General features: G+C 74.6%; 15 protein-coding genes and 1 pseudogene. 7 read left to right on the top strand and 9 right to left on the bottom strand.

Annotated elements, in window-relative coordinates:
- Positions 1 to 278: 278 nt before the first annotated feature.
- On the top strand, positions 279 to 1541 hold the full coding sequence (locus ACFRMQ_RS02115) for a S8 family serine peptidase (RefSeq protein ID WP_380725906.1): 1263 nt from the start codon (positions 279 to 281) through the stop codon (positions 1539 to 1541).
- Between the two features lie 248 nt (positions 1542 to 1789).
- On the opposite strand, the pseudogene ACFRMQ_RS02120 reads toward ACFRMQ_RS02115, so the two are convergent.
- Positions 1790 to 2107, bottom strand: a pseudogene (locus ACFRMQ_RS02120) (class I SAM-dependent methyltransferase); the annotation flags it as partial.
- Between the two features lie 305 nt (positions 2108 to 2412).
- Between ACFRMQ_RS02120 and ACFRMQ_RS02125 the strand changes: the two are divergent.
- Positions 2413 to 5151 carry a BREX system ATP-binding domain-containing protein gene (locus tag ACFRMQ_RS02125; protein WP_380725908.1) on the top strand — a complete coding sequence of 913 codons (2739 nt, stop codon included), beginning with the start codon at positions 2413 to 2415 and terminating at the stop codon, positions 5149 to 5151.
- Between the two features lie 111 nt (positions 5152 to 5262).
- Here the strand turns inward: ACFRMQ_RS02125 and ACFRMQ_RS02130 are convergent, their stop codons facing one another.
- Entirely contained in the window at positions 5263 to 5418 is a 156-nt protein-coding gene (locus ACFRMQ_RS02130; protein WP_380725934.1) for a hypothetical protein, read from the bottom strand.
- Here ACFRMQ_RS02130 and ACFRMQ_RS02135 point away from each other — a divergent pair.
- Together ACFRMQ_RS02135 and ACFRMQ_RS02140 are read left to right on the top strand one after the other, a co-directional pair.
- Positions 5393 to 6283: a helix-turn-helix domain-containing protein gene (locus ACFRMQ_RS02135; RefSeq protein WP_380725930.1), complete on the top strand. Its 891-nt coding sequence runs from the start codon at positions 5393 to 5395 to the stop codon at positions 6281 to 6283. The genes ACFRMQ_RS02130 and ACFRMQ_RS02135 overlap by 26 nt on opposite strands.
- 33 nt (positions 6284 to 6316) lie before the next feature.
- Positions 6317 to 7360 carry a helix-turn-helix domain-containing protein gene (locus ACFRMQ_RS02140; RefSeq protein ID WP_380725910.1) on the top strand — a complete coding sequence of 348 codons (1044 nt, stop codon included), beginning with the start codon at positions 6317 to 6319 and terminating at the stop codon, positions 7358 to 7360.
- Here ACFRMQ_RS02140 and ACFRMQ_RS02145 read toward each other — a convergent pair.
- From ACFRMQ_RS02145 to ACFRMQ_RS02170, 6 genes are all read right to left on the bottom strand, one after another.
- Positions 7330 to 8256, bottom strand: a complete 927-nt coding sequence (locus ACFRMQ_RS02145) for a VOC family protein (RefSeq protein WP_380725932.1) — start codon at positions 8254 to 8256, stop codon at positions 7330 to 7332. The two genes, ACFRMQ_RS02140 and ACFRMQ_RS02145, sit on opposite strands and share 31 nt — an antisense overlap.
- 57 nt (positions 8257 to 8313) lie before the next feature.
- Positions 8314 to 8442 (bottom strand): hypothetical protein, encoded by a 129-nt coding sequence (locus ACFRMQ_RS02150; RefSeq protein WP_380725912.1) that lies wholly within the window; start codon positions 8440 to 8442, stop codon positions 8314 to 8316.
- Positions 8443 to 8581: 139 nt separating this feature from the next.
- Positions 8582 to 9244 carry a hydrolase gene (locus tag ACFRMQ_RS02155; RefSeq protein WP_380725914.1) on the bottom strand — a complete coding sequence of 221 codons (663 nt, stop codon included), beginning with the start codon at positions 9242 to 9244 and terminating at the stop codon, positions 8582 to 8584.
- A 69-nt stretch (positions 9245 to 9313) separates the two neighbouring features.
- Positions 9314 to 9529 carry a hypothetical protein gene (locus ACFRMQ_RS02160; RefSeq protein WP_380725916.1) on the bottom strand — a complete coding sequence of 72 codons (216 nt, stop codon included), beginning with the start codon at positions 9527 to 9529 and terminating at the stop codon, positions 9314 to 9316.
- A 212-nt stretch (positions 9530 to 9741) separates the two neighbouring features.
- The gene (locus tag ACFRMQ_RS02165; protein WP_380725918.1) at positions 9742 to 10254 is read right to left on the bottom strand and encodes a hypothetical protein; all 513 of its coding nucleotides are present in this window, start codon (positions 10252 to 10254) and stop codon (positions 9742 to 9744) included.
- Positions 10251 to 10808, bottom strand: a complete 558-nt coding sequence (locus tag ACFRMQ_RS02170) for a hypothetical protein (protein ID WP_380725920.1) — start codon at positions 10806 to 10808, stop codon at positions 10251 to 10253. Before ACFRMQ_RS02170 ends, ACFRMQ_RS02165 begins: the two co-directional genes overlap by 4 nt.
- Positions 10809 to 10992: 184 nt before the next feature.
- On the opposite strand from ACFRMQ_RS02170, the gene ACFRMQ_RS02175 reads away from it, so the two are divergent.
- On the top strand, positions 10993 to 11364 hold the full coding sequence (locus ACFRMQ_RS02175) for a hypothetical protein (RefSeq protein WP_380725922.1): 372 nt from the start codon (positions 10993 to 10995) through the stop codon (positions 11362 to 11364).
- A 250-nt stretch (positions 11365 to 11614) separates the two neighbouring features.
- Here ACFRMQ_RS02175 and ACFRMQ_RS02180 read toward each other — a convergent pair whose 3' ends face one another.
- Positions 11615 to 12526 (bottom strand): S41 family peptidase, encoded by a 912-nt coding sequence (locus tag ACFRMQ_RS02180; RefSeq protein WP_380725924.1) that lies wholly within the window; start codon positions 12524 to 12526, stop codon positions 11615 to 11617.
- A 57-nt stretch (positions 12527 to 12583) separates the two neighbouring features.
- Here ACFRMQ_RS02180 and ACFRMQ_RS02185 point away from each other — a divergent pair, with 57 nt between their 5' ends.
- Positions 12584 to 13090, top strand: coding sequence for an ArsR/SmtB family transcription factor (locus ACFRMQ_RS02185; RefSeq protein ID WP_380725926.1), 507 nt, complete (start codon positions 12584 to 12586; stop codon positions 13088 to 13090).
- A gap of 487 nt (positions 13091 to 13577) precedes the next feature.
- Complete coding sequence (locus tag ACFRMQ_RS02190; RefSeq protein ID WP_380725928.1) at positions 13578 to 14012, top strand: hypothetical protein; 435 nt, start codon at positions 13578 to 13580, stop codon at positions 14010 to 14012.
- Positions 14013 to 14061 lie beyond the last annotated feature (49 nt).

Genomic DNA, 14061 nt, shown 5'->3' on the forward strand with positions numbered 1-14061 from the left:
GCGGACCCCCCGGCGCCCCCGCCAGGGCGGCCCGGCCCGCCCGGGCCCCCCTGGCCCCCCGCACCGGCCCCCTCCCGGGCCCAGGACCGGGCCACCTCCCGAGGCCTCTGCCCGCCGGCGGTCGGGCACCGCCGGTGAACACCGCCTCCCTTCAGGGCACCGTCCCCGCCGGTGGACGACCTGAACGTTTCCCCGCCATCCGTCAGCTCCGTGCGTTCGTCCCGCGGGACCGCTCGGGTCACTGCCGGTTCCTGCTCTTGTGTTGTGAGGGAGTGCGCATGCGCGCGAGTGCCCGCCGGGTGGCGGCAGTTCTCCTGCTGATCGTGCCGCTGATCGGCAGCGCCGGTGACGCGGGTGCCACGACCGGGCCGGACAAGCCCCCGGTCACGGTGACGGAATCCGTGGCGGCGGTACCGGGCGAGTACATCGTCACGGTGAACCCCGCGTTCTCACCGGAGGCGGTGCTGCGCGAGCTCGGCGTCCGGCCCCTGTTCACCTACGGCACGGCGCTGCGCGGCTTCGCCGCCCGGCTCACCCCGCTCCAGCTCCGGGCGGCGCGTGGCCTGCCCGCGGTCGAGGCGATCGAGGAGAACGCCCGGGTCGGCGTCGATGCTCCTGCCCCACGGCCCCGGACGGCGCAGGCGGCCGAGACGGGCTCCGCGCGGAACGGGCAGGCGCGCGGTACCGGAGACGCGGCCGCGCCCAGGGCGACCGTCGAGGCGGCGAGCTGGGGCCTGGACCGGATCGATCAGCGCAACCTTCCGCTCGACGGCCTCTTCACGGTCAACGGGACCGGCGAGGGCGTCACGGCGTACATCGTCGACACCGGCATCGAAACCGGGAACGAGGAGTTCGACGGGCGGGCCACCGTGGGGTTCGACGCCGTGGACGACGGCCACAACGGCCAGGACTGCCACTCCCACGGCACCCACGTGGCGGGCATCGTCGGCGGCAGGACGTACGGAGTGGCCCGCTCCGTGTCCCTGGTCGCCGTCCGGGTGCTCGACTGCCAGGGAGAGGGCTCCACCGCGGCCTCCCTCGCGGGACTGGACTGGGTCGCCGCCCACGCCCGGCAGCCGGCGGTGCTGAACGCCTCCCTCGGCGGCCCCGCCTCCGAGGCGCTCGACGCGGCCGTGAACACGGTGGCCGACCGGGGCGTGCTGCCCGTCATCTCGGCCGGGAACGACGCCCAGGACGCCTGCGAGGCCTCTCCTGCCCGCGCCCGGGAGGCCCTTACCGTCGGCGCGACGAACAAGCAGGACCGGCAGGCCAGCTTCAGCAACTACGGCCCCTGCCTGTCGCTGTACGCGCCCGGCGTCGCCATCGTCTCCGCCAAACTCGGTGGCGGATCCAGCACGCTCAACGGCACGTCCATGGCCGCGCCCCACGTCACCGGAGCCGCCGCCCTCATCGAACAGCTGGATCCCCGGGCGGCATCCCAGGACGTCCGTGCCAGGCTCGTCGCCGACTCCACGAAGGACGTTCTCACCCGCCTCGGCCCCGGATCACCCAACCGCCTCCTGTACACGGGCGGCCTGTGACCGGACTCGGCGCCCAGCGGCGGGTCCGCAGGTGGTGTGACCGGCCCCACTGCGTGACTGACCCGGAGGTCACCCGATCGGTGGCTCCCGAACCCGCCGAGAACGGCGCCCACGACAGGCTCTCGTTCGACTTCCGTGGTCCACGAACGCCGGGTGACGATCAGGTGGCGCTGTCGGCGTCGGGAGGCGTTGTTGACCGAGACCGTGTGATCGAACGAGGCGTCGCCGTACGGTACCGAGTCGGCTGTACCGGCGCGGATGTCGGCGCGGCCCTGGAGGATCGCTCCCGCAACGGCTTTCGAGGCCTGCGAACGCATCACGTCCGAGGGGTCGACGCCGGCCACGAACGCGGCCTCGGTCGACTCCAGGAGCAGGCGGATGAGGACACCCGGGCCGTGCCCCACCTCCAGCACGCGGTCGCCGGGCTCGACCGGGAGCAGGCCGAGGACCTCGTGCTGGGAAGCGTTGCCGCCTCTGGCCATGACCCAGCCCCCGAAGCGGCCGAGGACACCCCGGGGAAGACCGGCGAAGCGGTTGACCGGGCGGTGCGACGTCCACGGCTCCATGGCTCGACCCTAGTGCAGCGCACCTGCCGGGAGCTCGAGTACATCCGCCACGGCACCGTCTCGATCATCGCTGCCCTGAACGTCCACACCGGCCAAGTCCTCACCGAGCGCATCGATCGCGACAACGCCGACACCTTGACGCCGAGCCCTACCGCCGGACCTACGACGGCAGCCCACTCAAATGCCCGGACGTTCCGCGCCCGGACGTTCCGCGCCCGGAGCCGTCCACGCAGTGTCGGCCGGTTCTGACGGACGGTAACCTTGGGCGCCCGGAGAACGGGCGGAGCGGACCCGAGGGGGGCGAGGTGGCGGACGACGGGCGTGTTCCGGTCCTGGTCGGGCGGCAGCGGGAGACGGAGCTGCTGACCGCGGCGCTGGTCCAGGCGGTGGACGGCGCGAGCGGCTCCACGGTGATGCTCCGCGGCGAGGAGGGGGCCGGCAAGAGCGCCCTGCTGGCCTGGGCGGAGCGTGCGGCGCGCGAGCGGGGCTTCACCGTCCTGCGGGCACTCTGCGCGGAGGCGGAGACGGATCTCGCGTTCGGCGCCCTCCACCAGGCCTTCCGGCTGCCGCTCCAGCGCTCCGGCGCCCTCTCCGCGCACCAGCGGGACGCCCTGGAGAGCGCGCTCGGCGTCCGGGCCGGCGCCCCGAGCGGGTTCGCCGTGGGAGCCGCCGCGCTGGCGCTGCTGGAGGAGGCGACGCGGACCGCCCCGGTGCTGCTCCTCCTGGACGACCTGCACTGGATCGACTCCTCCAGCGCGACCGTCTTCGCCTTCCTGCACCGGCGCTGCGCCGACCTGCCGGTGGCGATCGTCGCCGCCACCCGACCGGCCGGACCGTCCGTCCGGACCTGGTCGGCCGAGATCCTCGACGTGCGGGCCCTGCCCCGGACCGACGCGGCCCTGCTGCTGGACGCCCGCTATCCCGGTCTCGCCGCACCCGCCCGGGACCGGCTCCTGACCGAGGCGGCCGGCAACCCGCTGGCACTGGTGGAGCTGCCACGCCAGCTCGCGGCCGCCCAGCAGAGCGGGGCCGCGCCGCTGCCCGAACAGCTTCCACTGGGACGGAAGTTGGAGCGGATGTTCGCCGACCGACTGGGCACGGTGACGCCCGAGGTCGGCCGCCTCCTCCTGCTGGGGGCCCTGGCCACCGGTACGGAGGCCGCCGGCGGAACGTGGCTGCGCGCCGTCGCGGACGAGAACGCGCGCGAGATCCTGGAACGGATCGAGACGGACGGCCTGGCCCGGCTCGGCCCGGCCGGACAGCTGGTGTTCCGCCACCCCCTGGTCCGCGCCGCCGTGGTCGCCACCGCCTCTGACAGCCGACGCCGTGAGGCGCACCGGGCCCTGTCCGCCATCCTCGCGCCCGACGACCCCCGCAAGCTGGTCCACGAAGCCTCGGCCGCGCTGCTGCCCGACGAGGACCTCGCGCGGCGGCTCCAGGAGGCGGGGCGCGACCTCGCCCGGCGAGGGGGCGACGCCGAGGGCGCACTCCTGCTCGAACGCGCCGCCGCGCTCAGCCCCGGGTCCTGCGACCGGACCCGCCGGCTCGCCTGGGCCGCGGTGATGTCGGCGCGCGGCGGACAACTGCGCCGCGCCGCGGGCCTCGTGGCGGAGCTGAAGTCCAGCACGGTGCCACCGGACATCGCCCCGCTCTTCGCGTACGCGGTGGTCTACGCCGACCAGAGCCACCACGTCGACTTCGAGTCCTCCGCCGCGCTGCTGCCCGCGGCCCTCGACGCGCTGACCGCCCCGGGCGCCGAGACCTTCGGCGGGCTGGTCGAGCAGGTCTACTTCAAGCTGTTGCTGGCCGCCAGCTACACCGGTGACCTCTGGGCGTGGCGCGCCCTGGAGCGGCACCGGGACCACGTCTCGGACGTGGGCCGACTCTGCCTGCGGGCCTGGACCGACCCCGGACCGCGGGCCGCCGAGGCGCTGCGGACGGTGGCCGGGGCCATGACCGAGGAACAGGGAGCCGGCGCGGCCTGGCTCCTGCTGTGGACCGCCTCGGCGCTCGACTGCCCCGAGGACGGCCTGTGGCGGAGCTTCACCGGACTGCACGGCTACGCCACCCACGGCTCGGTGGCGAAGGCCAAGTGCCACCAGGACTTCCTGCTCGGGCACTGGGACCGGTCGGCCGTCTGCCTGCGCGAGGCCGAGATCGCCGACGAACTCGGCTACCACACCAACGCCCTGATGTTCCGCCAGTACCACGCCCACTTCCTGGCCGGCCGGGGTGACGAGGCCGGACTGCGGGAGATCGAACAGGCCGTCCGTCCGGCCGCCACCCGCGCCCGTATGCGCTACGTCCTCGACCGCCTGACCCACCTGCGCGGCCTGGCCGCGCTCGCCCACCGGCGCTACGAGGAGGCCTACGCGCACTTCTGCGAACTCACCCCGCCCGGGCACCTGCCCAGCGGCCCGCCCTGGCACCACACGCTGGTCCTGGACCTGGTGACGGCCGCCGTGCACACCGGCCGCCTCGACGAGGCCCGGGCCCACCTGGACGCGGCGCGGTCCGCGCGCTCCGCGGAGATCTCCGACCGCCACGCCTTCCTGCTCGCGGCCGCCGGCGCCGTCGCCACCGCGGCCCTCGCGGCCGACGACGAAGCCGACGCCGCCCACCGGGCCGCCTACGCCGTCCCGGGCGCCGAGCGGTGGGCGTTCGACCTCGCCCGGCTGCGCCTCGCCCACGGTGCCTGGCTGCGCCGCCGCCACCGGACCGGGGCCCGGGAGGCGTTGCGCGCGGCATACCACGTGTTCCGCCGCCTCCAGGCGGACCCCTGGGCCCGGCAGTGCGAGGCGGAGCTACGGGCCGCGGGCGACATCGTGGCGCCGCCGCCGGGCGGGTCCGCCGCGGAGCCCGCCGGCCTCACCGGGCAGGAACTGCGCATCGCCCGGCTGGCCGCGACCGGTCTGACCAACAAGGAGATCGGCCGTCAGCTCCAGCTGTCGCCCCGCACCGTCGCGGCCCATCTCTACAGGATCTTCCCCAAGCTCGGGATCACCTCGCGGGCCGCGCTCGCCCACGCCCTCGACAGCGGCTGATCCGCCGGCCCGGCCCTCGGCCCGCCCCGCCGCACACAGCAGTCAGATGACCTAACGGCCGGTCGTCCGCGCGGTCCAGGCTGGAACCGCAGGACTTCGGCGGAAGGACGGTCAGATGGACGTGCGGGTGACGACCGGGGCGGTGGCGACCGGGGCGGTGACGACTGGGGCGGTGACGACCGAGTCGGTGGCGGACGAGGAGAAGGCGGCGTACCGGAGCAGGGCGGTGTCGCGCACGCTGATGCCGGTGGAGGTCCTCCCGCTCACCGGGCGGCCGTTCCACGGGCTCGTGGAGTCGCACCGGCTCGGGTTCGTGAGGATCTCCACCCTGGAGGCGGACGCCGCCCGCCTGTCCCGTACGGCCGACCTGATCGCGCGGGCCCCGGGCGCCGAGCCGCAGGTCGTGGTGGGGGTGCAGGTGTCGGGCCGGGCCGTGCTGGAACAGGACGGGCGCCGGGCGGAGGCGCTACCGGGAGGACTGGTGCTGTACGACACGGCACGGCCCTACGCCGTCGACTACCCGGAGCGCTTCCGCACCCACCTGTTCCACCTGCCGCGCCGGCTGCTGGTCGTGCCGGAGCGCGACCTGCGGCACGCGGCCGGGACGGCCGTCAGCGCCCTGGAGGGCTGCGGGCCGGTGCTGGCGCCCTTCCTCGGCGAGCTGGCCGCGTCCGCGCGGTCGTTCCCCGCGGCGGTCGGCGACCGCCTGGCCGGCAGCGTCGCCGACCTGGTGAGCGTGCTGGTCGCCCAACTGGCCGACGGGCGGGCGGCGGACGGGCCGGACGATCCGAACGGGCACCTGGTCCGGCGGGTGCGGGACTACATCGACGACCGGCTGGGCGACCCGGAGCTGTCTCCCGAACGGATCGCGCGGGCCCACCACATCTCGGTGCGGTACCTGCACCGGATCTTCGAGCACGAGGGGGTGACGGTGGGCCGGCTGATCCAGCGGCGCCGTCTGGAGGCCTGCGCCCGCGAGCTCGGCCGTCGCGGCCGTACCGCCCCGACGGTGTCGGCCGTCGCCCAGCGGTGGGGCTTCGCCAACCCGGCGCACTTCAGCCGGAGCTTCCGCGCCGCCTACGGCGTCTCGCCGCGCGAGTGGCGTGCGCTCGAACCGGCCGACCCCGGCTGACGCGCCGTCCGACCACTCTCCGAGGAGCACCGCATGTCCGTCGTCCTCGACACCGCGGGGGTGCCGTCCGGTGACCGCGCCGCGTACTGGCGCGAGGCCGTGTCCCGCACCTTCGTCCCGCTCGATGTCACCCTGGACGAGGACGCGCCGGCCCCCGCGAGGATCACCAGCCACCGGCTGGGCGCCGTCCAGGTCTCCCTGGTCCAGGCCGGTCCGCAGCGGGTCGAGCGCAGCGCGGACCTGATCGCCCGGGGTGGGGAGGACCGCCTCACCCTGGCGCTGCACCACCGCGGCACCGCCCGGCTCCTCCAGGACGGACGCCGGGTGGAACTGCGTCCGGGCGTCTTCGCCATCTCCGACGCCGGGAGGCCGTTCGTCATGGAACTGCCCGGGCCCTTCGTCCTCACGGCCTTCCACTGGCCGCGTTCGGCCGTGGGACTCACCGAGGAGGACCTGCGGGTGCTCACCGCGACGGCCTTCGACACGCGCGACGACACCGCCCGCCTGGTGGCCGCCTACCTGGAGTGCCTCTCCCGGTCGGCCGACACCATGGAGCCGCAGGTGGCCTCCTGGCTCGCCACGACGGCGCTCGACCTGCTCGCGGTGCTCGCGTACGAACGCCGAGGCCGGCCGGTACCGGACGCGTCCGAGGTGGCCCTGGCCACGCTGGCCCGGGTGAAGGACCACATCCTGCGCCACCTGGGCGACCCGGACCTCACACCGGAGCGCATCGCGGCCGCGCATCACGTGTCCGTGCGGTACCTGCACAAGCTCTTCCGCCTCGACGGAGTGACGGTGGCCCGCTGGATCCAGCGCCGGCGGCTGGACACGTGCCGCCGCGACCTGGCCCGTTCGGCGGAGGGCCGGACGACCGTGGCGGCGGTCGCGGGCCGGTGGGGCTTCGTGAGCGCCAGTCACTTCAGCCGGGCGTTCCGGGCCGCCTACGGGGTCTCCCCGCGCGAGTGGCGGGACCGCGCCCGGACGGGCCCCACCCCGGGGAGCGTGCCGCCGGGGTGGGGAACCGGTCCGGGCGTGACGGCCGGCGGTCAGCGCTCGGTGTGCAGCTCCGCGACGTAGCCGCCGGGGAAGCGCACCATCGCGCTGCCGCGGCCGCCCGCGGTGACCGGCCCCCACAGCACCGAAGCGCCGGCGCCCTTCGCCCGCTCCAGGGTGGCGCCGAGGTCCGGCACGCCGTAGCCGGTCAGTTCCCGGCCGAACGGGTACGGCAGGTGTCCGTCCGTCACCGCGACCGTCGTGGTGCCGAAGCCGGAGGTGAGGCGGATGAGCCGGTAGGTCGTGCCGGGCAGGCCGAGGGCGGCGCCGTCGGACCGGCGGTCGTCGGAGACGATCCGGCCGTCGGTGAAGGCGAGGTAGCTGCGCAGGAAGGCGCCCACCGCGTCCGGGGACAGGTAGAGCCGGTTCTCCGGCACGCTGGCGAGCTCGGGGTAGGAGGTCGGGCCGTTGTGCACGTAGAGCTGGGCGTTGATCCCGCCGGGGAACTGGACGACGGCGTCCCGGCCGATCGGGTCGGCGAACGGTGCCACGGTGACGGCCGCTCCGTCGGCGCGGGCGGCGCGGACGGCCTTGTCCAGGTCGGTGACCAGCCAGCCGGTGCGCTCGGTGCCGAACGGGTACGGGACGGGGGTGGTGTAGTCGAACACCGAGAGCGTGCCGACGGGGGAGACGATCAGCTCGGAGAGCGTCCGGCTGGGGGTGGGCGTGACCTGGGTGGCGTTCGGCCCGATCGTGCTGCCGCCGAAGGTGGCGACCCAACTGGCCGCGAAGGCCTGTTCGGTGCCCGGCTCGACGTACACGTGGGTGGAGTCGTACTGCGGGCCGACGGCGAAGGTGTGGCGGGCGGCCGGTGCGGCCGGTGCGGCCGGTGCGGGCGGGGCCGCCGAGGCGGCGGGCACGGCCGTCAGCGCGGCGATCGCCGCGGCGAGGGGGACGAGGCGTCGGGCGAGGGAGCGCATCACGGGGAAACTCCTGTTGTTCCGATGGTGTGTCGGTGTGGCGGTGCGGTGGGCCGCTCAGGTGGTCGGCGGCGCCCAGGGGGCGCCGGGGGCCGAGACCCGGCGGGAGGCCAGAGCGGCCAGAGCGGTGACCAGGAGCAGCAGGGCGGCCAGGGCGAACCCGAGGAAGACGACGTTGCCGGTCATGTTGGCGACGAGGACGTGTCCGGGGCCGACAGACGGTGCGGCACCGCGCGGGTGAGCGGCAGTCCGGTATCCATCGTGTCCTGTTCCTTGGGACCTGGTTCCTGGTTCCCGGGCCGCTGTGGTCCTGGCGCGGTGCGGGTCAGCCCGCGGCGTGCTCGCCGATGACGGCATGGGCGTAGACGATGCCGAGGCCGTACGCGCCGCCGTGTTCCTTGACGATGTCCGTGACCGCGCCGTAGGTCTCCGTCCGGGCCCAGTCGCGCTGGAGTTCGAGCAGGACCTGGAGCCAGGTGACGGGCACCGCGCCGGCCTGGGCCATCCGCTGGACGGCGTGCTCGTGGGCCTGGGGGGAGACACCGCCGGAGGCGTCGGTGACGACGTAGACCTCGTAGCCCTGGTCGATCATGGACAGCACCGGCAGGACCAGGCAGACCTCGGTCCACAGGCCGGCTATGACGACCTTGCCGCGTCCGGTGGCCTTGACCGCCTCGACGACGGCCTCGTCCTCCCAGGCGTTCATCGAGGTGCGGTCGAGGACCTCGGCCTCGGGGAACACCGCCGCCAGCGGCGGCAGCAGCGGGCCGGAGAAGGACTCGGCGGCGACGGTGGTCAGGACGGTCGGCACCTCGAAGGCCCGGGCGGCCTTGGCGAGGCCGACGACGGCGTTGACGATCGCGGTGCGGTCGCCGCTGCCGGTGCCGAAGAACATCTGCGGCTGGTGGTCCACGAACAGCACCACGGCGTTGTCCGGGGTCAGCAGGTCGGGACTGGGCGTGGCGCTGACCTGGGTGAGGTCGACCATGACGGGGTTCCCTTCGGTGTGTCTCGACGGGGTCCCGCGCGGTGCTCCGCGCGGGGCCGGGGAGGTGGATCAGAGGAGGAAACAGGGGTCGAACGGCTGGTGGTGCTCCTCCGCCGGGCCGCGCGCGGCCCGCCGGCGGTGGTGCGGTTCGGACTCGGCGACGACCTCGCCGAGCAGCTCCGCCTGGCGGGCGCCCGCGCCGGGCGCACGGCCGGAGGCCTGGTAGCCGCCGACGTGGGCGACCGGGCTCCAGGCGGGGCTGACCGGCGGGAGCCCCTCGTCCATGCCCTCGTACAACGAGACCGGCCCGCCGGAAACCTGACTGAACGTTAGGTTCGGGGGCGATGCCGGACTTACCCGGCAGTGCACCGGCTCCGGTCCGGGAGCGCACCGGCGGCCCGCGGCGCGGCGGCCGTGCGCGGGGTTCGCGGCGCCGGAACGCGAAGGTGCCCGGCCGTCGGGCGGCCGGGCACCTTCCTCCGTTCGTTCCGGAAGGGTCAGGGTGCCGTGGTGGTCAGGGGATCGTGACGGGTGGCGCCGTGACGGCGGAGTCGGGTGACGGAGAGCGCGGAGGGCCCGGGGCCGGTGGTCGTTCCGATGCTCCTCGCGCCCGGTGGGGGAGGCGGAGGAGTGGAGGCGCGGCGGCCGGCGAGGGCTTGTGCCGGATGGTGCCCGAGCGCGGTCTCGCCGGGGTGTGGGTGGGCGGTGGCGGCCTGCTGCTGGTAGACGGCCATGTGGGCCGAGAGCGCCGCCGCCCGGGCGCTGTCGACGGTCTCGCGCAGCAGGACCAGGCGGTGTCGTCCGGGCGGCACCCGGCTCGCGGCCATCGCGGCCAGCGCGGTGCGGACGGCTTCCCCGAGGGCGGCCCAGGCCGCGTTCTGCTGCTGGGGCCAGGCGGTGTCGGGCACCTGGAGCATCCGCGTCGCGCACCCGAGGTGGCGCTGTGCGTCCCGCTCCGCCGCCTCCCGGGGGTGGCCGCCGGGTGCGGGGTGGGAGGTGCGGGTGTTCATGCCGGCCGTCCCCTTCGGCGGGCGGCGGCCAGGAACGAGTGCAGCGCCCCGGCCAGCTCCCCGGCCCGGGTGAAGGAGTGGTAGCGGGCGTCCACCAGTGGGCCGAGGTCCTGCAGCAGGGTCGTCCTGATGGGGCAGGAGGCGTGGACGGCGAAGAAGACCGGCAGCCGGGGGCCGGCGTGGACGTTGTAGGCCACCTCGTAGGCGCCGGACTCGCTCAACTCGGTGCGCACCACCAGCATCGCGTGCGCGCTGTCGAGCAGGCCCAGTCGCCAGGCGCGGAACGCGGCGGGCGTGAACACCAGGCCGGTCTCCTCGGTGAAGGCCTCCTTGAACGTGCCCGCGTGCTGGGCGGCCGGGTAGGGCAGCAGGGCCACCGGGCCGCTCGCCACCGCGGGGTCGGTGGCCAGGTCCACCACGGCCTGCACCACGTCCCGGTCGCCCGGGCCGGAGCGGGTCAGCGGCTGGCGGACGAACAGGCGCAGGGGTCCCGGCCCGGGCGCCGTCGGCGGCGGCGCGGTGAGGGTGGGGGAGGACGTCGGGACGGAAAGCATCACGATCACCTCATAGTGGTTTACCTTTCCGAAATCTTTCCGTAATCTCAAGGTTACCCACTGATATGCCCGGCGGTGCTCCGCACGCCTGCCGACCTGTGCTGCCTCGGGGGGTGGGGGCGAGGAAGCGCCTCGGCGTTCCGGTGGAGCGGCGCCCGCACCCGAGATGTCGAGGAGTTTCGCGATGAGCACCCAGCCGTACCCCCCTCCCGCGCACCCTGTCCGGCGGCTACGGCTGCGCGACCACCTGTGGCCGCACGGACAGGCCGCCCGGCGGCATCCGCGCCCGCCGTCGGTCCACGGCGTCACCGTCCACCTGGCGGAGGCGGCAACCGCACTGCACGGCCTCGGTGAGGACGACGACCAGGAGCGCGCGGCGATCCTGCGGACCGCACGCCAGGCGACCGACACCGCGCTCGGTGTGCTCACCGCCCTGGGCGCCGCCCCCGGCCCCCGCCGGCTGGAGCTGCTGCGCGACTCGGTCCGCGCGGCGCACGGCACGGTGGAGTCCGGGAAGACGGCGATCTACCGGAGCACCGGCAGCCGCCCCAGCTGAGCCCGCCGACGGGACCGCCGTGCCGATTGCCGATCGGCTCGTCGTCGATCGGCTCGACAAGGTCGCCGCCCACTGCCGGAGGATCTCCGACTCGGGTCACCGGCTCAGGAACGTCCAGAGCTGGTTCGTCCCTCCGGTGTCGGCGGAGTCCGGACCGGCATCGGCACGTCACCCGGATCTCGGGAGCCTCGGGAGCCTCGGGCGCCTCGGATGCCGGCAGGAGCCGGCCGCGGGTCGTCGGCCCGGGGACTCAGGTCAGACGTGCCGCGGCCAGGGACAGCGCGCGGTCGAGTGCCGCCCCGGCGTCGCACGGCACGTCGGGACGGACCCCGGTGCCCTCCCAGTTGGTGCCCGAGACCGGGTTCACCGCGCGGGCGACGGGCACGCTGAGCTCCAGGTGCGGGTGCACCGTCCAGCCGTCGCGAGGGTGCGCGCCGCCCCGGGTGGCCTCTCCGACGATCTCGGCGCGTCCGAGCTGTTGCAGGTCGTAGGCGAGCTCCTCGCCCGCGGAGAAGGTGTTCGCGCTCGTCAGCACGTAGAGCGGCTTGTCGGCGCCGAAGCGGGCACCGGGCACGAACGGGGGCGTCCAGGACTGCGCGGCCACCTCTCCCTGCCGCGAGACCACGGTGTTGAGGTGGGTGCGGCCGTCGAGCAGGTAGCCGCAGACGAAGGCGACCGTGTCGGGATCGCCGCCGGTGTTGCGGCGCAGGTCCAGGACGAGGGCGCGGGCGGGCGCCACCAGGGAGAGCGCCGCGGCCAGCGGCCGGGCCGCCCAGTCCAGCGGGAACATCTTGGGCGCGATCTCCAGGACCGCGACGCCGTGGTCGAGGAGCTCCACACGCGGAACACCGCCCAGGGAGGCGTCGAAGTCCCGGCGCATCGCGGCGAGGACGGCCGCGCCCCGTTCCGGCGGCACGGGCACGGCGTGGTGGGTGAGGGCCAGGTGCAGGTCGCCGTTGACGGACCGCAGGTCCGCGGTGACGGTCTCGGCCAACTCCTGGGCGGATTCGGTCCGGTAGGAGCCTTCGGCACTCCGGAGTCGCAGCAGGTCCGCCAGCTGTCGGGCGGCATCGGGGAAGACGTAGTTCTCGCGGACCAGGTCGGCTATCGACGCGACGACGGAGACGGCGTCCAGCGCGGGTGACGATGTGTCGGAGGTCATGGCAGGGAGTAGACCAGCGGCTTGCCAAAGCGTCAAACGTACTTAACGCTTGATTGGGTGAGCCACCAACCAGACGAGGCCGTCCAGCGGATCAGCACGCCTCTGCAGCACACCGCACTCGCCCACCCCGTGCGCCAGCGCCTGCTCTTCGCCCTGGGCACGCGGCCGTCGACGATCAGCCGGCTCGCCGCGCAGCTGGGGGTGAACAAGGGCAGCGTCTCCCACCACCTCAAGGTGCTGTGCGAGGCGGGGCTGGTCCAGGACGCGGGAACGCGACGGGTACGCGGCGGCACCGAGAAGTACTACCGGCGGACCGCCGAGCGACTGCTCGTCGCCGAACCGCGGGCCGAGGGCACGGCCGCGCTGTTCGGCGCCGTCGCCCAGGAGCTGGACCGCTCACCCGCCGAGCACCTCCTGACGCTGCGCCACCTCCGCCTCGGCCCGGCCAAGGCGGCGCGGCTGGCCGAGGCGCTGGCCGCACTGGTCGACGAGACGGAGGAGGACCCGGAGGGCGAGCCGGTGTACGGCCTCCTGGTGGCGCTCTACCGCCAGGCCGGGGCGTAGCGGCGGGTCCGTCGGCGACCGGCCCGTGCCCCGACGGCGCCGGGCACGCGGGTGTCAGCCGCTCGCGGGCCGGGGGAGCCCGTCGAGTGAGCCAGTCGAGTGAGCCAGTCGAAGAGGCCCGTGCCCAGGGGCTCCGCCACGTCCGCGACGTCGCCCCGCAGGGGGCCGACTCCGCCGCCCGGATCGCGGCTTCTGGGTGGCCGCCGCCGGGCCGGACGGCGATCCAGGGTGTCGTGGCGATCAGGTCCCGTAGGAGTTCCGTATCGGCTCGCAATGCCGGGCAGTCTGACACGGGGGACCGACAGGGGCCGCGCCGGGCGGGCCACGGACCGGTCCCGGAAGGCCGGGCTCCTGATCGTTTGACCGCTCCTTGACCCGAGGAGGTCTAGACCATGCGAGCGCTCCCGGCTTAGCCTCGTCCGCGGTGACCGGCCGGTGCCCGTGTTCGTGAGAAGTCCCCTTCCGTTCCGATCCGAAGGACAACCCCATGAACCTCCTGCGCAAGGCAGCATCGGCAGTTCTCCCCCTCGTGCTCGCGGGCGGCGCGGGCCTGGTGGCCGCCGGACCCGCGAACGCCGCCGTGTCGGGTGCGGGCTGTCGCAACATCGACCCGGTCGGTGCCGGCTACCGGATGGGCCCGTGTTCCAGCATCTCCGGCTCGGCGCAGATCACCTTCGGCACCTGGATGCAGAGCGGCAACACCGACGTCAACCTGTACGGCCGGGTCGATCTGGTGGTCGGCAACACCGCCACCCCGTGGGACTGCAACCGCGGGCCGGTGCACATCTACCCGTCGAGCATGCAGTACTACGACCTCGGCGCCTGCAACCTGAAGCCCGGCACCTACGTCGTGGAGACCTGGATCACGAACAACGGCCAGGTCGTCGGGGACATGCAGAGCCCGCGGATCTACGTCAGCTGACCTCCCGTCGACTGACCCGCCATCGGCCGCCCGGCGAAGGCGCAGCTCG

This window comes from Kitasatospora sp. NPDC056783 (assembly GCF_042789895.1).
GTDB lineage: Bacteria > Actinomycetota > Actinomycetes > Streptomycetales > Streptomycetaceae > Kitasatospora.